General features: G+C 54.0%; 15 protein-coding genes. 6 read left to right on the top strand and 9 right to left on the bottom strand.

Translation table 11 applies throughout. The annotated features are described in order from the left end of the window. Positions 1-33: 33 nt before the first annotated feature. The 3 genes from H6G13_RS19880 to H6G13_RS19870 form a co-directional block, all read right to left on the bottom strand. Positions 34-846 (bottom strand): hypothetical protein, encoded by an 813-nt coding sequence (locus tag H6G13_RS19880; protein ID WP_190486053.1) that lies wholly within the window; start codon positions 844-846, stop codon positions 34-36. Between the two features lie 245 nt (positions 847-1,091). Then, positions 1,092-1,643, bottom strand: a complete 552-nt coding sequence (locus H6G13_RS19875; RefSeq protein WP_190486052.1) for a hypothetical protein — start codon at positions 1,641-1,643, stop codon at positions 1,092-1,094. Beyond that, entirely contained in the window at positions 1,630-2,751 is a 1,122-nt protein-coding gene (locus H6G13_RS19870) for a hypothetical protein (RefSeq protein WP_190486050.1), read from the bottom strand. Before H6G13_RS19870 ends, H6G13_RS19875 begins: the two co-directional genes overlap by 14 nt. 289 nt (positions 2,752-3,040) lie before the next feature. Between H6G13_RS19870 and H6G13_RS19865 the strand changes: the two genes are divergently transcribed. The 3 genes from H6G13_RS19865 to H6G13_RS19855 all read left to right on the top strand — a co-directional run bounded on the left by H6G13_RS19865 (position 3,041) and on the right by H6G13_RS19855 (position 5,820). Next, positions 3,041-3,562 (top strand): hypothetical protein, encoded by a 522-nt coding sequence (locus H6G13_RS19865; RefSeq protein ID WP_190486048.1) that lies wholly within the window; start codon positions 3,041-3,043, stop codon positions 3,560-3,562. A gap of 204 nt (positions 3,563-3,766) precedes the next feature. Beyond that, positions 3,767-5,293, top strand: a complete 1,527-nt coding sequence (locus tag H6G13_RS19860; RefSeq protein ID WP_190486046.1) for a GUN4 domain-containing protein — start codon at positions 3,767-3,769, stop codon at positions 5,291-5,293. A gap of 5 nt (positions 5,294-5,298) precedes the next feature. Then, entirely contained in the window at positions 5,299-5,820 is a 522-nt protein-coding gene (locus H6G13_RS19855; RefSeq protein ID WP_190486045.1) for a GUN4 domain-containing protein, read from the top strand. An 85-nt stretch (positions 5,821-5,905) separates the two neighbouring features. On the opposite strand, the gene H6G13_RS19850 is transcribed toward H6G13_RS19855, so the two are convergent. From H6G13_RS19850 to rpsT, 5 genes are all read right to left on the bottom strand, one after another. Next, positions 5,906-9,898, bottom strand: coding sequence for a DNA-directed RNA polymerase subunit beta' (locus H6G13_RS19850; protein WP_190486043.1), 3,993 nt, complete (start codon positions 9,896-9,898; stop codon positions 5,906-5,908). Between the two features lie 86 nt (positions 9,899-9,984). Beyond that, entirely contained in the window at positions 9,985-11,859 is a 1,875-nt protein-coding gene (locus H6G13_RS29230; RefSeq protein WP_190486041.1) for a DNA-directed RNA polymerase subunit gamma, read from the bottom strand. 118 nt (positions 11,860-11,977) lie between these two features. Further along, positions 11,978-15,277, bottom strand: coding sequence for a DNA-directed RNA polymerase subunit beta (rpoB, locus tag H6G13_RS19840; protein WP_190486039.1), 3,300 nt, complete (start codon positions 15,275-15,277; stop codon positions 11,978-11,980). Between the two features lie 488 nt (positions 15,278-15,765). After that, positions 15,766-16,614, bottom strand: coding sequence for a TatD family hydrolase (locus H6G13_RS19835; RefSeq protein ID WP_190486037.1), 849 nt, complete (start codon positions 16,612-16,614; stop codon positions 15,766-15,768). A gap of 49 nt (positions 16,615-16,663) precedes the next feature. Beyond that, the gene (rpsT, locus tag H6G13_RS19830) at positions 16,664-16,963 is read right to left on the bottom strand and encodes a 30S ribosomal protein S20 (RefSeq protein ID WP_190486130.1); all 300 of its coding nucleotides are present in this window, start codon (positions 16,961-16,963) and stop codon (positions 16,664-16,666) included. A 221-nt stretch (positions 16,964-17,184) separates the two neighbouring features. Here rpsT and hisD point away from each other — a divergent pair, with 221 nt between their 5' ends. Both hisD and H6G13_RS19820 read left to right on the top strand, forming a co-directional pair. Further along, a complete protein-coding gene (gene hisD / locus H6G13_RS19825; protein ID WP_190486035.1) occupies positions 17,185-18,531 on the top strand; it encodes a histidinol dehydrogenase in 1,347 nt (448 codons plus the stop codon). Positions 18,532-18,685: 154 nt separating this feature from the next. Beyond that, positions 18,686-19,132, top strand: coding sequence for a universal stress protein (locus tag H6G13_RS19820; RefSeq protein WP_190486033.1), 447 nt, complete (start codon positions 18,686-18,688; stop codon positions 19,130-19,132). Positions 19,133-19,183: 51 nt separating this feature from the next. On the opposite strand, the gene H6G13_RS19815 is transcribed toward H6G13_RS19820, so the two are convergent. After that, positions 19,184-19,573 carry a hypothetical protein gene (locus H6G13_RS19815; protein WP_190486127.1) on the bottom strand — a complete coding sequence of 130 codons (390 nt, stop codon included), beginning with the start codon at positions 19,571-19,573 and terminating at the stop codon, positions 19,184-19,186. Positions 19,574-19,718: 145 nt separating this feature from the next. On the opposite strand from H6G13_RS19815, the gene hslO reads away from it, so the two are divergent. Then, entirely contained in the window at positions 19,719-20,630 is a 912-nt protein-coding gene (hslO, locus tag H6G13_RS19810; protein WP_190486030.1) for an Hsp33 family molecular chaperone HslO, read from the top strand. Positions 20,631-20,642 lie beyond the last annotated feature (12 nt).

The raw sequence follows: 20,642 nt of genomic DNA, 5'->3' as shown, positions 1-20,642 counted from the left end.
CTACAAGAGCAACGCCTTAGCTTTAGGAAGCCCTCAATTCTGGTTTCTGTGTCCGTTGGTGACGGGGGGGGGGCTGAGCTTTCGCACGTGATCTTGTAAAAAGACAATGGAGCGATGGTTGCTTTCTACAAACTTAGGAACGATGCTTAGTCGGGCCACCGTTTTCTCAATGGAGGCGATGCGATCTTCAAGCGCAGTTGCGTGCTGCAGCGTTTCAGACACTTTATCTAGGATGGAATTATCTTGTGTTCCTACCGTTTCGAGGGTGGTTTCAACGGTGGCTTCGACGGTGGTTAGGCGAGTGCCCAACTCATTCATCTGCGCGTTTGCAGTGTTTGCCCACTGCTTTAGCTGCAGCTCGCTTTCTGTAGTGGCTGCTAGGGTGGTTGCGATCGCAGCCAAATCAGTTTGCGCTAGCGCTTGTTCTACTTCGCTCAGGCGGCTGTCTAGCTTGATGACGGCTTGACTTAAGCTCTGCACACATTGCTCCCAGTCCTGGTTGGTCCGTAGGGCGGCTTCGATACCCTCAAGCCGGTTTTCCAGCAGAGCGATTGACTGGGTGCGATCGCAAGATTGCTCAATCAGACAGCTAAATTTTGCCAATAGCTGATCTACAGTACTGGCCTGTCCATTGCTAGCAAAATTAGCACTGCCCTCACCAGAGGTAACCGGAGCAGGACTTGGGGGTTCCGGCTCTGGCTTTACCGCCGCTTGCGTTTCCAAGGTGCGGCTCACCAGATTAACCAGCCATTTCGCGACAGCCATGATCGTCTCCTCAACCACAACCTGAGTCATCGGCGGCGATTGGCTGGTAGACGGAGCTGGAGTCGGCTGACTATCTTGCATATCGGGTCTGCTAAAGAATCGTGATAGCCAACTCATACTCATAGAAATGCCCTGTGCAGCTAATAGTGTTCATCGGGTCGATCTGCGTGTGTCAGTGTGGCTTGGAAGATGCTTAAGAAGTCCTTTTCAGCACCCTTACTCGGTAAAGATCCCCCCTTAGGGCGGGGGGCTTTTCACCCCCCATTCTAAGGGGGCAGGGGGATCTAAGTAAGCTACGCCGCTTCTCAGACGACATCTTAGAGGCGTTAAGCGCCAAGTTCGTCGGGACTCAGCGGAACCAGCTTATAGAGGGTTTCGGGCTCTGAGAGAGCAGTCTGCTCAGAGGGCACCGAGATTCCCCCAGCCGCAGTTTTGACCACATGCACTGTGTCTTTAACAGCGTCATTTACATCATCAGCCGTGTCTTGCACAGTATGAACTGTCTTTTTTACAGTGCCGCTGATGCCCTCAGCCGTTCTCCGTACAGCTTCACTGATCTCTTTGCTTGTGTGGTTTACCCCTGCGGCAACACTCTGAACCGCATCGCCAACCCCTTTAACCGTCTTATCGATTTCAGCAGTTGTCTTTTTGACGGTATTTCCAACACTCCCAATCGAGCTGTTAATACGATCGACAGTCTGTCTGTTAGACAGGGCACCTGCAATGCCACCAAGAGCGGCTCCTATCAAAGCCCCAATCGCAACTTTGGTCAAAGCCCGATTGCCAGAGTCTCTACTGTCTTCAGAGGTTGAGTTAGCAGGTGGGAGAACTGGGTTTCCGTTCCCTTCAACTACAGACTCTTGATTAGTCGTAACCATTATCCCCTCCTTGACTGGCCGCTGGGCGACTAATCTCAACATCGGGAAAAGGGTCGGACTGGGTAGAGACGTTCAAAATTTCTTCTTTGACAAATCCGGGTGGTGTGGAATCAGAGAGATCGTCTTGGATCTCATTTCCGTCTGGCATGCCGCTCATCTCCAGGTCAACTTCTCCAATGACTTCAATGTCACCGGTGACCTCTGACATTGACGCTTCAGAATAGGGAGTGGTTAGCGTTTCTGCTTGAGCCTTGATAGTCTCATCGGCAGCCTCATCAATGGCTTGCCGGGTAGAAGCACTCGCGGTCTTAGCGGCATCAGCTGCTTCTTGAACAGCGTTGTCTACAGAGTCTGCGGCTGTTTTTGCAGTTTCAGCCACGTCGGTCGTTGTCTCCTGAGCCGACCGAGCCAGCTTGCCAATTGCCATGTTTGCCTGATTAGCACCGGCTTGAACAGCTTCAGCCGCAGCAACAGTGATGTTGCTCTCCATCCGCTTGGTGCCTTCAGCAATATCCTTAACCGTCTGGTTAATCTGCTCAGCGGTGGAATGGACGGCCTCAGACGTAGTTGCTTTTACCTGCTGGGTGCCCTCAGCGATGCCTTCTACGGCGTCTTGAGCTGACCCCAGCACAGCGTACGTCACGCCCTCGCTCACGCTCTTGGCAGCATCTCCTACGCCTTGAGCTGCCTGACCGAGGCCGCCCCCAATCGTTTTGAGAGCACGGTCTACCCCTTTCACACTGTGGTTAAAGCCTTGGGAGGTTTTGCGGTTGGCCAGAGCTCCTAAAAGTGTTCCTACGGTTGCGCCAACAAGTCCTCCCACCAGTAACCTTGTCAACGCTGGGTTAGATTGACCTTTAGGGGCACTTTCGGGCTGGCTCTGCTGCAATACGGGAGTGGCTTTTACAACGGGTTTGACCTCAACTTCATGCACTTTTGCCTGAGGTCTTTCAGGATAAGAATTGGTTGAAGGAGAAGAGACTGGCTTAGTCATTTCTGCCTGAGGTCTTTCAGGGTAAAGATTGGTTGAAGAAGGGGAGGTTGGCCCCGTGCTGGTGGGCCGAAAATTAGTCTTTTCTGGAGTGATGGGCTGTTGGTCGCTATTCATGAAATGCTTCCTTGCTATGGCAATAATGACAATACTTAGATGGAAAAAGCTTCTCAGCAAAACTGTTTCGGTTTGTGTTCTAGAGTACAAACTGAACTAATACCCAATACAGTTTGATGGCTGACTTCACTGCAGTGTTTACTGTGGCTTAGACGCTATAACCCTATCAATTTTGATTAGAGCCTCAATTAAACTATGGAGACATCTAAAACAATCAAGAGAAGTATATACAAGGGTATTAATGTTATGAGCGAAGGTACTGATGTGGCGAGCTAGCTGTCTTTTAGGAATGAGTCTGACATTTCTATGGCTGAGGCCGGCATCAGCTCAGCCCTGTGCTTATAGAGGTGCGATCGCACCTACACCTACGACCCGAACTTACCAGCACCAGGAACTCGGATTTACCTTTGAAATTCCAGCTAACTACCGAGCCATGGGGCTTGCAGATAGCCGGGTCGCCTTTTATGACTCAGCTACCTTTGAGTATGTCCAGTGTGCTGTGCGCAATCGACAGGTGTCCCGGGTTGCCCCTGCCGCGACGCTGTATGTCAACTACGCGCCCCTGCAGGAGAACAATCTGTTAGCGCTAACCCAGCGAGTACGGCCCTGGCTGGTGTTTTATCAGCCAGCCTATGAAGCTGTGACATTGGGGAACATTCCAGTTTTGCCCTACCGCTACGTTCACCAAATTTATGGCAACTCTGTGCTGGCGCTGTCGTTTCGCTCGCTTGATCAGCAGTGGCTGGTGACCCTTGAGGGCGCACCCGAAAACCCAATTACCCCCTTGGCCCTAGCAACGATACAGCCTTAGCCACTAGGGTTTGCAATCAGGCCCAATGGCTTTCTTTGCAGCCACTGACGAACCAATTTGTCTGGCTCGGGCAACCCCTACTCTCCTAAAGCCCTTGATCCAATCATTAAGACTGAAAATAGGCGTGTTATCCCATCTGTGGGCTGATATAACATTGGCAAGCAACCCCTGTTAATACGCAAGGCTATGGTATCGGGAGCACCGTTGACGACAAACACCCTGGTTAAGGTTGTTGTTCAAATTACGGATACGGATCTGGACCCCAAGGAGCGGGCGGAAGAGGTGCAGTTTCTCCATGAGGAGCTGCAGCACGCCAGCGAGATGCAGGGGGTTCGCGTTGGTTTTCTAGAGCGGGTAACAAACGAGGGCACGCTGCAGTTTGGCGTCCGCTTTAACATTAGCGGTGAGCAGTTGCGGGCGGTGCTGGAGGGGCTGTGCGATCGCATCGAAGCCCACCCAGTCGAAGTCCTAGTCACCCTGTATATCGATGCCATGACTCTCCAGGTCAAAACCCGCGACTCGGAGGAGTTAGCAGCCACAATCCAGGCTGCCGAACTGCTGGTGCCGCCCCGCCGCACCTTCCTCGCCAAGGCCGAAACCTATGCCCGCACTTATGGCGAATTTTCGCCTGCCGAGATCGCCAACCTGGAGTGGATCCGCCAACAGCTCGATATTCCCCCGCCCGAAGCCGAACGATTGTTGGCTAAAGCCCTAGGCCCTTACCGCACCCGTCAAGCCAAACAACAGCGCTATCGAGAGGTGTTAGTTGAAGAGCTAGGCCGCCAGTTTCCGCCCACCAACGAGAGCCGCGAGATCCTTAAAGAATATGCTGTCAACCTCAAGCTGCCTGCCGAAGATGAGCTAGCCATTTTTGAGGAAGTGCTGTACAAGATTCAGTCCGATGCTGACGTCAAGCGCAGCGAAAAAGAGACTGAAGCCGTAAACACCCTGATGCAGGAAAATACTCGACTACAGGCAGAACTGCAGGAGCAGGCGGCGGCTGATCGGCAGGCGACCGTTGAGCATTACCGAATCGAGTTCGCTAAAGCCATCGAAACCACCCTCTACCCCTTACAGTACGACCAGGGCCGACTGGAGCAAGCCCGCATAATCTGGAATATCCCTGCCGAAGAGGCCAGAGCCATTGAACAAGCAGAAATCGCCCGTCGCTACGGCAGCATTCAGACGGCTGTGGGAGCCGACTACAGCCGTCTGCGGGAGCTGCTTTGGCAGGGCAAATGGCAGGAGGCCGACCGAGAGACTGAGCGAGCCTTGCTCAAAGCCTTTAACCTGGTGGGTCAGACTGGCAGTGCCAATCAACCTCTACAAGATGTCCGTATTGTCGATCACACAACTCTAGAGCAGCTGCCCTGTCTGGATCTGCTAACGGTTGACCAGCTATGGCGGCGCTACAGCGACAACCGCTTTGGCTTCAAGGTGCAGGCTCAGATCTTTGAGGAGGTGCAGGCTCAGCCCCAGGAATTTTTGCGAGCAGTGGGCTGGTCTGAAGGCTTTAGCCTAGGCAACACGCCCTTGATTCAGTCCAGCCAGCCCTACAACCAGCTGCAGTTTAGCCGGGAGGCCCCCGAGGGCCATCTGCCGACCTGGCGCTGGTGCTGTTCTAGCTTGGAGGGGGGCTATGTTATTGACGAAATCATCGTTGACACCTTTCTGAGCCGCCTGATCAACGCCTGCCAAATTCTGCAGTCTGCTTCTTCCCCTAATCCGTAGCCACCATGATCCAAGCTGCTTCACCCTGGACAACAGACGATCTCAAAATGCTTCTGCAGCAGGAAGAATGGCAGGCCGCCGATCAAATCACCTTCTGGCTAATGCTGCAGGCGAGCAATCGATTGTCGGAGGGCTGGCTGGATATTGATGCGATCGCAACCCTTCCCTGCCCGCTGCTGCACGAACTCGACTACCTCTGGATCGAAGCCAGCCAAGGCCAGTTCGGCTTTTCCCAGCAGCGCGACATCTACATCCAGGAAGCCCAGTACGAAGCCTTTCAGTTTAGCCAGCAGGTAGGCTGGATTCTATTTCAGGTCAAGCCCGTCGCCTTTTTCAAGTTCTACGACTTTCTCAACTTCAGCCTCAGCGCCCCCCGAGGCCATTTACCAGCTCTCTGGTATTGGAAACTCAACTGGGCTACCTCCTGGCTTACTGGCGGCTTTGGCACCGGACGAGGCGCAGGGTTTGGCGACACTCGTATGTTAGACGCCATGATGCTGCGGCTTGATCGCTGCAGCCTAATTTAAGCCGAACTCAAAAAAAGCTCCCCTAGGCTGTTACCTAGGGGAGCTTTTTATTTATTCAACCCGCCTATTCAACTTTCAAGCGCAGCTACAGAGCCTGGGTATGATCGTCAATCAGAAGGTCGTCATCCAACAACCCTGGATCGCCTAGGCCCTTAGGAGAATCCTCGTCATCCTCGTCATCGACAGCATCGTCTTCGTCAAACCGACCGCCAACGACATCATCGTCAGCCAGCATGCCAAAGTTTCCTTCCATCTCGTAAGTCCGAGCGGTTCGATCATCTAGCACGACTTCCTGCAGAGACATGTCATCATCCAAAATGGCCGTATCGTAGCCAGCGTCGTACTCCGAGGCACTGCTAGTCTCTTCGTAGGCGTTAAAGCCTGTCCCCGCCGGAATCAAACGACCGATAATGACGTTCTCCTTAAGGCCCCGCAGCCAGTCAGACTTCCCTTCAATCGCTGCCTCAGTCAAGACGCGCGTCGTCTCCTGGAAGCTCGCAGCCGAGATAAAGCTGTCTGTATTTAGAGAAGCCTTAGTAATGCCCAGCAGCATGGGAGTATATTCAGCCGGAGCACCGCCTGTGATCGACATAGCCTCGTTCACCTGCTCAACCTGGTAGATTTCTACCAGCTCACCAGGCAGCATGGTGGTGTCACCACCATCGTCGATCCGGGCCTTGGAGGTCATCTGACGGACGATCACCTCAATGTGCTTGTCAGAAATATCAATCCCCTGAGACTGGTACACCGACTGCACCTCATTCACCAGGAAGGTTTGAACCTTCTGTAGGCTGGCCATTGCCGCATCGTGGGTGCCCATACCTTGGCTGAGGTAGAACTTAAAGAAGATCTCCAGAATCTGGTGCGGATTGGCAGGGCCATCAGTTAGCGCTTCAGCAGCCTGCACTTGCTGCCCGTCAGAAACCAGCACCGGACTACCTGAAGTGATTGGGTAATCTGTGACCACCCCATCCTCCTCAATAATCTTCACCTCAACCGTCTCGTCGTCCGCGTACACCACCTGCGCAGTACCAGGACGCTCCGATAGAACACAGGCTTCTTTGGGCTTACGAGCTTCCAACAGTTCTTCAATTCGGGGTAGACCCTGAATGATGTCTCCTGTCTTTGCCCGTTCAAACACCAGCAGCACCAGGTTATCCCCCCGCTGCACCAAGTCACCATCGTCAATGTGCAGTACTGCACCCGTCGATACCCGATAAGGACGAGCAATTCGCAGCTGCATTTGCCCATTTTCAATGGCTGTGACCTCACCCGATTCATCAATTCGGATGCCCGGAGCAATCTCACTGCCCGCCACAACCAGCCCCCCAACAGACACTGAAGGCGTCTTACCCTGCAGATCAACGGTGAACCGATCGGCCTCGCGCACTACTAGAACCCGGCGAATGGCTTCTGCCCCTTGCCGAATTCCTCGAATTTCACCTGTTTCCTTACACTGGATCTCGGTACGAGCAACCACCGATCCCGGCTCAATAGTTTGACCATCTTCCACCAGCAGCCGCGTTACCGTGCTGCCCTGAGTCTGGTCGGCCACTACATCCCGACGAATCACCAGCGTTTCCAGAATTACCATCTGCAGCCGCATGACGTCAGGATCACTGTCATCAGGAACCAGTTCGATGTCAGCTATTACATGGGGCGCATCTTCGTTAATCTCCAGCACCAGCTGGGTCCGCAGTAGTTCTATACCCTCTACAGACTTGACGCGATCGCCATCCTTGTAGGGCACTCGCTGAATCGCTCGCAGCTGAATGCTGCCGCCAGCATCGCTCACCGAGTCCTGGCTAGGCACCGGCGGCTGATCCGAAACCGGAAACTCATCCACTGGACGCAGCAGCAGGGCAGGGCCTTCAGGCGTTTCAACATACTCGACATAGTGCAGAGCCGATGCCACTAGGCCAGGCATGATTTCTTCACCCGCCTGTACCAAAGTGCCATCGCGATCCATAACATCCTCGGGGGAATCCACCATATGGATATCCCCAGGCTTGACCACAATCTCCCGCAAAATGTCGTTCTTCTGCGTGACTTCTACCACACCGCTGTTCTGACAGAAGATGTCTTTGACCACTTCGGTGCCAGCTTCTACATACTGGCCATCCTCTACCATCAGCAGAGAGATGTCCTTGTTGACTTCGTGAGCCTCCTCGGGAATCCAGAGAATAGTGCCACCCTGCACAACCTCATAGCCCTGCTTGGCCTTGCCCTTCTTAGCCACTTCCACGCCAGAGAACTTGATAATGCCACCCGTCTGAGTGCGGTAGCGATCATCTTCTAGTTCAGCTACAACCTGGTGGTTAGTCACTTTAGTCCCTGGCGTCGCAATCAGGGAGAACCGCTGGCCGTTAGTCGTCTCAAGCACGTAGTGCTCTCGCCCTTGGCCGCTCTCCACCGTAACTTGAGCCTGGTTCAGCAGCACTGAGGCCGTGATGATCTCAACCTCACGCACCCCTTTGTCCTCAGAGTTCTCGGGCAGGCGCACTACTCCGCCCCGCTCGCTCATCAGCTTGGTTTCAGCCAAAATGCCGTCAGCCTGAATCTGATCGCCGTTGCGCACCACAGGCTCAGCTCCAGGCGGTAGGTTATACACCTCGCCTGACAGCACCCAAAGCAGACCACCCCGCTGAGCTAGCCGGGTTGTGTTGCCTTGACGGTCCTTTTTCTCTTCCTGTACCAAACCAGCAAACTGCACCTCTCCAGCCAGGTCAGACGGCACGTCTTTAGTGGCCTTCTCTGTGATTTTGCGGACGCGGCCTGAGCTCGGCAGTTCCGCCAGCAGCTGCTCCTTTTGAACAGTTTCGCCGTCCTTAACAAAAAGGATCGTGCCTTGGGGCAGAGCTTCCTTCCGAGATTTGCCATCGTACTCGATGGTCAGCTCGCTATTAGCTTCCATAACCAGAGCATCTTCTCCGTGACGGGTCCGAAATGCCCGGCTCTTAAGCCGCTTGGGCAGTCGCACCACACCACCGCGCTTGGCTCGGATTTGAGGAGCCATTTCCCCAGTGAAGGTACCGCCGGTGTGGAAAGTCCGCATGGTTAGCTGCGTTCCTGGCTCCCCAATGGATTGAGCCGCGATAATACCAACGGCTTCACCTAGGTCCACCATTTCAGAGTGAGCCAGACTCCAGCCATAGCAGTGGCGGCAGACAGAGCGCGTAGCTTCACAGGTTAGAGCAGAACGCGTCATCACCTCCTCTACCCCAGCCTCATAAATCTCCTTAGCGAGGTCAGGAGAAATATCCTGATTGCGCACAGCCATTACTTCACCCGTCTTGGGGTGAATCACGTCTTCAGCGACAATCCGGCCCAGGAGTTTATCTTCCAGCGGAATCAGAACCCGTTCTCCATCCGTCATGCTGCGGAGGGGAATGCCCCGATCCGTACCGCAGTCGATCTCTCGGATAATCACATCCTGAGACACGTCTACCAGACGACGGGTTAGATAGCCAGAGTCTGCCGTTCGTAGTGCCGTATCTACCAGGCCCTTACGAGCTCCATAGGAAGAGATAACGTACTCAGTAACAGTCAGCCCTTCTCGGAAGTTGGTTTTGATCGGCAGGTCGATAATTTCCCCTTGGGGGTTAGCCATCAAGCCCCGCATACCCACCAGCTGACGAACCTGGGAGATATTTCCTCGGGCCCCCGAGAAGGCCATCATGTAGACAGAGTTAAGGGGGCTGTTCTCCTTAAAGTTTTTGACGACCTGGTCCTTCAGCTCTTCGCTGGTGCTATTCCAAGTGTCAATTACTTTCTGGAAACGCTCTACCTCAGTGATTTCGCCCCGAGTGTAGCGCTCCTCAGTAACGCGGATATTTTCTTCAGCAGCCTCAAGCAGTTCGCGCTTACTAGCAGGAACCTGCAAGTCTTCCACACTGATAGAAACACCCGCCCGAGTCGCATACCGGAAACCTAAATCCTTAAGCGCGTCGGCCATATGGGCTGTCCGCGCTGTCCCGTATTGGGTAAAGGACCAGGACATCAAATTCTTTAGCTGCTTCTTGTCAATGATCCGGTTACGGAACATTACTGTCTTCTGGTTAGACCCTTGATCAGCCATTACGTTTCTCTGCCCTCGTTTTGATGTATCTGCGTAAGCGAAGTGGGGGAACGCCTTCCCCTTCTGAGCGATTTCAGATGGACTCTCTAGCTGGCCAAGGCTTCTTGAATAGTCTTGTTGTAGATAATCCGTCCTGGTGTGGTCCTGATGTACTGAGAGATGACATTGCCTGTCGCATCTTCTCGTATGCGACGCTGGCGATAAATGCGGGTGATTGACCCGTCTTCACCTTTGTTTTCTTCTAGAACTTCGGTGTCGGGGACGTCCGTTTCAACCTCCCCTTCAAACCGCAGCCAAACGTCGGCATGAAGGCTGACCAGACCATGTTCAAAGGCCATGATCGCGTCTTCCATACTGGCGAAGTAGCGCCCTGACCCCTTTTGTTCAGTAGGGTTAGTAGCCGTTAGGTAATAACAGCCCAAGACCATGTCCTGACTTGGGGTGATGATGGGTCGCCCAGTTGCTGGAGACAGAATGTTGTTGGAGGCCAGCATCAGCAGTCGAGCCTCAGCCTGGGCTTCTAAGGACAGGGGTACGTGCACCGCCATCTGGTCACCATCGAAGTCGGCGTTAAAGGCAGGACACACCAGCGGGTGCAGCTGAATCGCGCGGCCTTCTACTAGAATCGGCTCAAACGCTTGAATTCCAAGACGGTGGAGGGTAGGTGCCCGGTTCAACATCACTGGATGGCTCTCAATCACCTCTTCCAGCACATCCCAAACGCTGGGATCATTGCGCTGAATAAGCTTCTTGGCAGCCTTGATATTGTTGACTAGCCCTTGGCGGATAAGCCGATGAATCACGAATGGCTGAAACAGCTCGATTGCCATTTCTCGAGGCAAGCCGCACTGGTGAATCTTCAGCTTAGGACCCACGACAATCACAGAACGGCCAGAGTAGTCTACTCGCTTACCCAGCAGGTTCTGCCGGAAGCGCCCCTGTTTACCCTCAATGATGTCGGATAGGGACTTCAGAGGCCGATTGTTGGCACCAACTACAGTTCGACCCCGACGACCATTGTCGATTAGGGCGTCTACTGCTTCCTGCAGCATCCGCTTTTCATTGCGAACGATGATCTCAGGAGCCAAGATTTCCTGGAGTCGGGCCAACCGGTTGTTCCGGTTGATCACTCGGCGATACAGGTCGTTTAGGTCAGAGGTGGCAAAGCGTCCACCGTCAAGTTGCACCATCGGGCGCAGGTCGGGCGGAATAACCGGAATATAAGACAGCACCATCCAGTCAGGCTTAGAGCCCGTGGCGACGAAGTTGTCGATCACCCGCAGACGTTTGATCAGCTTGGCTCGCTTCTGGCCTTTGGCGGTAGTAATCTCTTCCCGCAGCCGCTCTGCTTCAGATTCCAAGGCTAGATCTTCTAACAGCCGCTGCAGCGCTTCGGCTCCAATGCCGACCTCTACGCCTGAGAGCTGAGACTCTTCGTCATAGAGCTGGTCCTCAATTTCAATCCACTGGTCCTCTGTCAGCAGCTGCTTATAGCTGAGATTGTCAGCATTGCCAGGATCAAGGACAACATAGGCATTGAAGTAGACAATCTGCTCAACATCCCGCAGGGGCATATCCAGCAAAATAGCGATATAGCTGGGAATGCCTTTGAGATACCAGACGTGGGCAACGGGCGCTGCCAGCTTGATATAGCCCATGCGATGGCGGCGAACCCGAGATTCAGTCACCTCTACCCCGCACCGTTCGCAGACAATACCACGGTGACGAACTCGCTTGTATTTACCGCAGTGGCATTCCCAATCCTTGGCTGGGCCAAAAATGCGCTCACAGAAAAGCCCGTCCATCTCAGGCTTGAGGGTGCGGTAGTTGATGGTTTCTGGCTTGGTCACTTCGCCGACCAACATGCCATTAGGCAACGTCCGCTCTCCCCACTGACGAATGCGATCAGGAGAGGCCAGACCAATTTTGACGTAATCGAAACGCTGTTCTAGCTTGGGCATGCTCAGTGATTTCCTTCTAAGCGCGTGCTAAGTGGGAGGCTGGGGCTTGGAGGGGATGAACTAGAAGCAGGGAAACCCTGCTGTCATCACCCTCTTTCGCACCTGGGTAGAGTGAGGATTAATCCTCGACTTCTTCGAGTTCGTCTCGGGTGATGGACTCGTAGGTAGGCCGGGAGGGGGTGCGGCGATTGCTTAGATCAACCATCAGGTCAACCTCTGAATCTCGGCTGGTACCATCTTCGCGAGTTTCGACTTTGTGAACGGCAATATCCAAGCAGAGAGATTGCAGCTCTCGCATGAGCACCTTAAAGGACTCAGGCGTACCCGGACGTGGAATTGATTTGCCTTTGACGATCGCATTGAGCGCCTCGTTACGGCCCTGCATATCGTCAGACTTCACGGTTAGCAACTCCTGCAGGGTGTAGGCCGCCCCAAAGGCTTCCAGAGCCCACACTTCCATCTCTCCGAATCGCTGGCCGCCCTGCTGCGCCTTACCGCCTAGAGGCTGTTGCGTCACGAGAGAGTAGGGACCAGTAGACCGTGCGTGAATCTTGTCGTCTACCAGGTGCACCAGCTTCAGCATGTAGGCTTTACCCACAGTCACAGGCCGGTCAAAAGGCTCACCCGTACGACCGTCATAAACCTGGATTTTGCCGGGTTCGTCAGGGTTAAATACCCAGTCTTTGCCGGTTAAGTCTCTGGCTTCCTGAAGTTTGCCGTGGGTAGAGTTACGAGAGGCTTCCTGGCCGTACATCTCGTCAAAGGGAATGACCTTAAAGCGAACATCTAGATTTTCAGCAGCCCAACCGAGTAGACATTCAAACACCTGGCCCACGTTCATCCGCGAAGGCACGCCCAGCGGATTGAGTACGATGTCGACGGTGGAGCCATCAGGCAGGTAGGGCATGTCCTCAATCGGCAAAATCCGGGAAATGATGCCCTTATTGCCGTGGCGACCAGCCATCTTGTCACCGACCTGAATCTTCCGTTTCTGAGCTACATAGACCCGAACGACCATATTGGCCCCTGGAGGCAGTTCGTCGCCCTGCTCTCGCGTGAAGACCCGAACATCAACTACGCGCCCTTTCTCACCGTTGGGAACCCGCAGAGAGTTATCCCGCACGTCCCTGGCTTTTTCACCGAAGATGGCCCGCAGCAGCTTTTCTTCAGGCGGCTGGTCCGACTCTCCTTTAGGCGTCACTTTACCCACCAGGATGTCGCTAGCATCAACCCAAGCCCCAATCCGGATGATGCCGGTTTCGTCTAGCTGACGCAGCGCGTCTTCACCAACGTTGGGAATTTCCCGAGTGATCTCCTCAGGGCCTAGCTTGGTCTGCCGAGCTTCGATTTCGTACTTCTCAATGTGAATGGAGGTGTAGACGTCTTCATACACCAGCCGCTCACTGATTAAGATGGCGTCCTCGTAGTTGTAGCCTTCCCAAGGCATGTAGGAGATGGTTACGTTCTGACCCAGCGCCAATTCTCCGCCTTCAGTAGCCGAGCCGTCAGCTAGTACCTGGCCCGCCTTCACCTGTTCGCCGGGGAAAACTAGAGGACGCTGGTTTAAGCAGGTGTCCTGGTTGGAGCGCTGGTACTTTTGCAGTTCGTACTCATGCACCCGGCCTTCGGAACTCCGCACCCGAATGTAGTTGGCATCTAGGAAGATCACTTCACCATCCGTACGGCTGATAATCACCATGCCCGAGTCACGGGCAGCCTGAGCCTCTAATCCTGTACCAACTAGGGGCCGCTCCGGACGCAGCAGCGGTACTGCCTGACGCTGCATGTTAGAGCCCATGAGAGCCCGGTTAGCATCGTCGTGCTCTAGGAAAGGAATCAGTGAGGTGGCTACCGAAATAATCTGTACCGGCGAAACCGCGACATAGTCCACCTCATCGGAGGTCGTAGTCGTAAAGTCCTGGCGGTAGCGAACCGGCACCGTATCGCCAATGATGTAGCCATTCTCATCAGTAGCGATATCGCCAGGTGCAACCCGCAGATCGTCCTCCTCATCGGCGGTCATATTAGCGGGAAGGAGGTCTTTGCGCACTCGTCCCCCTTCAACCTTATAGAAGGGCGTTTCGATAAAGCCAAACTCATTGACGCGAGCGTGAGTAGCTAGGGAACCGATTAGACCCGCATTCGGACCTTCTGGTGTTTCGATGGGGCAAATCCGGCCGTAGTGGGAGGGGTGAATGTCTCGCACAGCAAAGCCTGCCCGCTCACGGGTTAGACCTCCAGGACCGAGGGCGCTCAAACGGCGCTTGTGAGTTAGCTCGGCCAACGGGTTGGTTTGGTCCATGAACTGGGAGAGCTGGCTAGAGCCGAAAAACTCTTTAATGGCGGCAACCAGAGGTTTGGGGTTAACCAGAGAAGCAGGCGTTAGCGAATCGGCGTCAGAAACAGTCATGCGCTCGCGGATTATCCGCTCTAAGCGGTTAAGACCGACTCGCACCTGGTTTTGCAGCAGCTCGCCTACAGACCGAACTCGACGGTTGCCCAAGTGGTCAATGTCATCGATATTGCCGACATCGAATTCTAGGTTGATCAGGTAATCGATTGCGGCCAGGATGTCTTGAGGAGTCAGAACGCGAGTGGATTCAGGGACGTTCAGGCGCAGCTTGCGGTTGAGCTTATAACGACCCACTCGACCTAGGTCATAGCGCTTGGGATCGGAGAAGCGAGAATGCAGCAGCTGTTCTCCGCCTGCAACGGTGGGAGGCTCACCGGGGCGCAGCTTGCGGTACAGCTCAAGCAGGGCTTCTTCTTCACTGAACTGCCCTTCTTTTTCAATGGTCTTCTGAAAATACTCTGGGTTTCGCAGAGCATCAAAGATCTCGCCGTCTGTGAGACCTAAGGCTTTCAGAAGGACTTGAGCAGAGAGCTTGCGGGTCTTATCGATCCGCACCCAAACCAGATCGTTTTTGTCTGTCTCAAACTTCAACCAGGCTCCTCGGTTAGGGATCAGGTTGGCGTTGTAGGTGCGGCGACCGTTTTTGTCGATTTCTGCTTTGTAATAAACGCCGGGGCTACGGACGATTTGGTTGACAATCACCCGCTCAGCACCGTTGATAATAAAGGTACCCCGATCGGTCATTAGCGGCAGATCGCCAATGAAAACTTCCTGGTCCTTGATTTCCCCAGTTTCTTTGTTGATCAGGCGGGTCGGGACATACATTTGAACTGCATAAGTAGCGTCCCGACGCTTGGCTTCGTCCACATCGTACTTGGGACTCTTGAGCTTGTAATCTTTGCCGAGGAAATGCAGTTCTAGCTTGCCGGTGTAGTCTGTGATTGGGGAAAAACTTTCCAGTTCCTCAATCAAGCCCTCTTCCAGAAACCAGCGAAAACTGGAGCGTTGGATTTCAACAAGGTCTGGTAGGACAAAGTTTGGGGTGGTGTAGTTCTGGTCAGTCATGCGTCTCCTCAAGCGAGCCAGGCTCTGGGTACAGAAGTTGAACGAGGAAAGTGCGGGGGCGCACTCGTCAATAGCGATTGAATAAGCTGTCGGTTAAATAAAAATGTCTAGGTCACGGGTTGCTTAGTTTAGAAACACTTAGAAACACCTAAGAAAGGAAAATTTTAGAGGGTGGGCTAACGAAAGGGCTAGGCGTGAAAAGCAGATGGAATAAAAGGTGTTTAACGCCTGTAGAGAGTTAGGGGCCTGTAGAGAGTTGGGCAGTCTGGCTAGAAACCACAGCAGCAATAATCTCGTCTACCTTGTCAGCTAGCTCAGCAGCTATCTCAAACGACAAACCGAAACAGCACCTTGATTCCCCTGCCAGCAACAAAACACCCCACGAACCAGGTCCGTGTGGCTTGTCTGCTGCTGATCGCCCTGTAAAGCATGCTCACTATAAACGAACGCATTTTACCGAAATAGTCAAGCTTTTTAATAAAACTTGACTATTGAGGAGGGCAGGCGGCAAGCTCTTGTAAATCAGAGGATCCTCCCAAAGCGGAAGTGGACTGTTCTAGCGGTAGATTAAACAGCCGAACTGCATTCGCCGTTGTCTGGGCAGCAAATTTTTCCAGATCAACACCCCGAAGCTGGGCCAGATATTCTGCTACATGGCGAACGTATGCAGGCTGGTTGCGTCGCTCTTTACGGCGGGGCTCAGGCGAGAGAAAAGGACAATCGGTTTCTACCAAAATGCGATCGCACGGCACCATTGCAGCGGCAGCTTTTACCTGATGAGCATTTTTAAAGGTCACAATACCGCTAAAGCTGATGTAGAAACCCAGATCTAGAAACAGCTGAGTTTCTTCTGGTGTTCCAGACCAGCAGTGCATTACGCCCTTCACCGGACCTTGCTGCTGCCAAAACAATCCTAGCAATTCGGCCATCGGAACGGCAGCATCTCGACAGTGGATAATTACCGGCAGCCCAAGGAACCGAGCAATCTCCAGCTGAGTCTGAAAAGCTGCTTTTTGAGTTTCTTGATCGCTGGACTTATAAAAGTCCAGCCCTATCTCTCCGATGGCGACTACTCGGGGATCAGACTGAGCCAGACTGGCAATCCGTTTAGGCAGCTCGGCTGACCACTTATCCATATCAAGTGGGTGAAGCCCCACTGCAAAAGACACTTCAGGAAAGCGATCGGCAATTGCCCGAATGGCCGGAAATTCGTCTGGCTCAACGCAGGAATGGACCAAGTGAGCCACACCTGCTTTTCGCCAAGCTTGAGCCACCTCGTTCAAATCAGATGAAAAGGTTTCAAAGTTTATGTGAACGTGGGTGTCAACGAGTTGCATGAATCCCCAAGCAATGAGTCAACGGCTAGCTGTAGTGGGCTGCACACCCTTAGGAAGCCACCGGAGTCTCGTGCTGCTTTAGGGTGCGAGCCAGATGGGATTTGCGGCGAGCCCCCGCATTGGGATGAATAACGCCCCGCTTTACGGCCTTGTCAATCTTGCTAAAGGCAGCAGACATGCGAGTTTGAACAGTAGCCATCGCTTCCGGAGAGGGATTGGCTGCATATTCGTCTACCGCTGCCAGGTAGTTTTTGATCATCGTCTTAACAGCAGACTTGTAAGACTTATTGCGGAGTCGGTTGCGTTCAGAAGTTTGAATACGCTTTTGTGCAGACTTGATATTTGCCACAGTTCGCCCTAGCTTGCTTGGAATATTGACCGGATAAAGTATCATAGCACTTAATCCAGCGAATTGATGTCCTACCCTGAGATCCACGTTAAGCTAGAGATCGACTAGGATGGTAAGACCCAGCCTCCGGGGCAGTCTGTCTGCTTGTTGGACTGCTTGACGAACGGGTGAATCTTCAGAACTGTCTTCAGAACTGGTTTACCTCAACGAAACACGACCTAATGCTGCGCATCATACATCAGCCAACCGAGGCCAGAACGGAGCTGCAGCGCATCTGTGCTCGCACCCATGACGATCAGGTTGTTCACAAGGAGGCGACCGTCCGCGAAGTCCTTCAAACGGTGAAGCGGCAGGGAGATCAGGCGCTGATTCGGTACACTGCTGATTTCGATCAGCTCACCTTGACTCCAGAGCAGCTGCGGATTCGAGGGCCAGAGCTGGATGCTGCCTATCAGCAGGTTTCCAAAGAGTTCATAGATGCTGTTCGCGTGGCCTGCCGAAACATTGAGGCCTTTCATCGGCAGCGGATGCCTAAGAGTTGGGTGCAGTTTGAGGAAGATGGGGTAGTTCTAGGCAAGCGGTATACGCCAGTCGATCGAGCCGGCATTTACATCCCGGGAGGCCGAGCAGCTTATCCTAGTACCGTTTTGATGAACGCCATTCCGGCTAGAGTTGCTGGCGTGCAGCGCATCGTCATGGTGACACCCCCAGGAGACAGCTTGACCTTGAATCCTGCTGTATTAGTAGCGGCCCAGGAAGCGGGGATCTCAGAAATTTATCGGGTGGGTGGGGCGCAAGCAGTTGCAGCTTTGGCCTACGGCACTGAAACTGTGCCCAAAGTAGATGTGATCACTGGACCTGGCAACATTTACGTCACGCTGGCGAAAAAGCTTGTGTTTGGCACAGTGGGAATTGACTCCCTGGCAGGGCCGTCAGAGGTACTCATTATCGCTGACAGCAGCGCTAACCCAACCCACGTAGCAGCAGACATGCTAGCCCAGGCCGAGCACGATCCGATAGCGGCTGCTATTTTAATTACGCCCGATGCTGCCCTAGCTGAAAAAGTGGCAAAGGAAGTGGGCCGTCAACTTGAGGGGCACCCGCGTCAAACCCTGACAGAAAAAGCCATTGCCAACTACAGCGTAGCCGTTGTCGTAGATTCACTGGAGACAGCGGCACTGCTCTCTAACGAGTTTGCCCCCGAACACCTCGAGCTAGAGGTGGCTGAGCCTTGGGATCTCCTAGAGCACATTCGCCACGCTGGCGCTATCTTCTTGGGCCATGCTACGCCCGAAGCGGTAGGAGACTACCTCGCAGGCCCGAACCACACCCTGCCAACCTCCGGTGCAGCCCGCTATGCTTCAGCCTTGGGCACAGAGACCTTTATGAAGCACTCTAGCCTGATTCAGTACTCGCAGACAGCGCTGCAGAAGGTGTCGGATGCGATCGCAGCTCTCACTCGAGCCGAAGGGTTACCTTCCCACGGCGAGTCGGTGCGGCTGCGCATCCAAAACAATCCAGGGGCGTCCAACCGTTCCCCCCTACAAGATCCCGACTCTGAGGGATAATGCACCACTGGGCAGTATCCACGTAACCCGAGTGCGGGCCGTTAGCAATCTGATCTCCAAAGCTCCCACTCACCAGCAAGGATAGGCGTTGGCAGAACGCTACAAGCTGCATCTACCGGTACCTGATCGACTCCCTGACCTTTCTGAGAAACTTGTGTTTAAGACGATTTTGGTAGCGCTGGATGAACCCAAGCTGGCAGATGATCTTGTGGAGGCCATTAACCAGATCCGGTGGCACCCAGAAGCAACGCTGATTTTGTCTCACGTCATGTTGCCTCTGGAGGACGTACCTAGTCGGGACGTCACGCTGCCCGGTTCAGCTCCAGCAGAGATTACCCAGCAGCAAATCGAAGAAGAGCTGCGCTCCCATCAAGCTGACTTGCCTGCAGCCACAACTTACATTGAAGTAGCGTTAGGGGATCCGGCTGAAGAGATCGTTCGTTTGGCAAACATCTACGAAGCCGATCTGATTATTCTGGGCAATCGGGGCCTGACAGGGCTAAACCGCATTTTGCAAGGATCTGTCAGCAGCCAGGTGCTAGAAGATGCCCACTGTTCGGTCATGGTGATTAAGTCTAGGCTGCAGGGCGACGGTTCTTAAGGGGCCATGCTTGCTAGGGCTAGCCCCCGGCCCCCAGTCATCGCCTCCGATTTAGCCCTCCTTAGGCTGGCTCAAAAATTGCTTCAAGCGCCACAGATTAAGGCTTTGAGCCAGGTTTAGAGGCAACACAGAAACGCCCTCTAAGCGTGTCTGAACCCAGCCATCGCCCCAGTGCCACTCATGAAATCCATCTACCCCGCCCGACATCAGCAGATGCAGGTGGGTATCGCTGATGGCCTTGACTTCGTGTTGAATCTCGATCGGTCCCACAGAGCTCTTAAAGATTTGCCCCAAAGTTAGGGCATCGGGCAAGCCTTCTGTAAACCGTTGGGGCCACAGCCAGCACTTGAACTGACTAGGAGCAATCAGGCTTTCTCGGATGTCAGATGCGGCGGCATCCACTTCGATTCGTAGGCTGCTGTGCTGAAAAGTGCCTAACATGGCATCGGTGACCGTTGACAGACCATTTTCCAGTATGCCAAAGGGATCAGCCGATGGGGATCGGTCAGTAGGAATCAGCCTGACAGGCCATTCCACCTTCTACAATGGCAGTAGGTAAAGTATTAAGAATTTTTAGGGCGCTGGCATGGCAGATCAACTCATCCGAGCAACAGCCGCAGAGGGCGGCATCCGGGTTGTAGGCGTCATCACCAACCGAGCAGTTGAGACAGCTCGGCAGCGCCACGGACTCTCCTACGTAGCAACGGCTGCGTTAGGGCGCACGATGTCAGCAGGGCTGTTGCTGGCTTCTAGCATGAAGCGATCGCAAGCCCGGGTCAACATCCGTGTCCGTGGCGACGGTCCCCTAGGCGGCATTTTGGTTGACGCTGGGGTAGATGGCACAGTGCGGGGCTATGTAGACAACCCAACGGTCGAGCTACCCCCCAATGCCATCGGCAAACTCGATGTGGGCGGTGCCGTTGGCCGTCAAGGCTATGTTTATGTGGTGCGGGATATTGGCTATGGCTATCCCTACTCCAGCACGGTGGAGCTAGTATCGGGCGAAATCGGCGACGATCTCACGCAGTATTTGGTGAACTCTGAGCAAACCCCCTCAGCGCTGATCCTAGGGGTTTTTGTGGGAGCCAATGGGGTAGAAGCGTCGGGCGGGCTGTTGCTCCAGATTCTCCCTAGGGCCGCTGAGGATGAAGAGATGGTTGCCACTCTAGAGTCCCGCATTGCTGCGCTGAGCGGCTTCACTCCCCTTCTCAAAGCCAACAAGACCCTACCCCAAATCTTCGAAGACCTCGTTGGCGACATGGGTCTGGAAATCCTGTCAGAAACCCAGCTAGTCCGGTTCCACTGTCCCTGCACCTTTGACCGCATGCTAGGAGCACTGAAGCTGCTGGGCGAAGCCGAACTGCAGGACATGATCGAGAAAGATGACGGCGCAGAAGCCACCTGCCACTTCTGCAACGAGGTCTACCAGGCCAGCAGCGATCATTTGGCGAAGCTGATTGAGGATCTGCGAGTAGACAGGGCCGGAGCCTCAAACTAGACACGGGGAAGG

Source organism: Pseudanabaena sp. FACHB-2040, assembly GCF_014696715.1.
Taxonomy (GTDB): Bacteria; Cyanobacteriota; Cyanobacteriia; order Phormidesmidales; family Phormidesmidaceae; genus JACVSF01.
The sequence above is the reverse complement of the archived record's forward strand: the minus strand, read 5'-3'. Positions and strand labels throughout refer to the sequence as shown.

Coding starts and splice junctions, on each gene's coding strand:
- H6G13_RS19870 (WP_190486050.1), bottom strand. CDS start 2,751: ATGAATAGCGACCAACAGCCCATCACTCCAGAAAAGACTAATTTTCGG.
- hisD (WP_190486035.1), top strand. CDS start 17,185: ATGCTGCGCATCATACATCAGCCAACCGAGGCCAGAACGGAGCTGCAG.
- H6G13_RS19880 (WP_190486053.1), bottom strand. CDS start 846: ATGCAAGATAGTCAGCCGACTCCAGCTCCGTCTACCAGCCAATCGCCG.
- H6G13_RS19850 (WP_190486043.1), bottom strand. CDS start 9,898: ATGGCTGATCAAGGGTCTAACCAGAAGACAGTAATGTTCCGTAACCGG.
- rpoB (WP_190486039.1), bottom strand. CDS start 15,277: ATGACTGACCAGAACTACACCACCCCAAACTTTGTCCTACCAGACCTT.
- hslO (WP_190486030.1), top strand. CDS start 19,719: ATGGCAGATCAACTCATCCGAGCAACAGCCGCAGAGGGCGGCATCCGG.
- H6G13_RS19815 (WP_190486127.1), bottom strand. CDS start 19,573: ATGTTAGGCACTTTTCAGCACAGCAGCCTACGAATCGAAGTGGATGCC.
- H6G13_RS19875 (WP_190486052.1), bottom strand. CDS start 1,643: ATGGTTACGACTAATCAAGAGTCTGTAGTTGAAGGGAACGGAAACCCA.
- H6G13_RS19835 (WP_190486037.1), bottom strand. CDS start 16,614: ATGCAACTCGTTGACACCCACGTTCACATAAACTTTGAAACCTTTTCA.
- H6G13_RS19855 (WP_190486045.1), top strand. CDS start 5,299: ATGATCCAAGCTGCTTCACCCTGGACAACAGACGATCTCAAAATGCTT.
- H6G13_RS29230 (WP_190486041.1), bottom strand. CDS start 11,859: ATGCCCAAGCTAGAACAGCGTTTCGATTACGTCAAAATTGGTCTGGCC.
- H6G13_RS19865 (WP_190486048.1), top strand. CDS start 3,041: ATGAGTCTGACATTTCTATGGCTGAGGCCGGCATCAGCTCAGCCCTGT.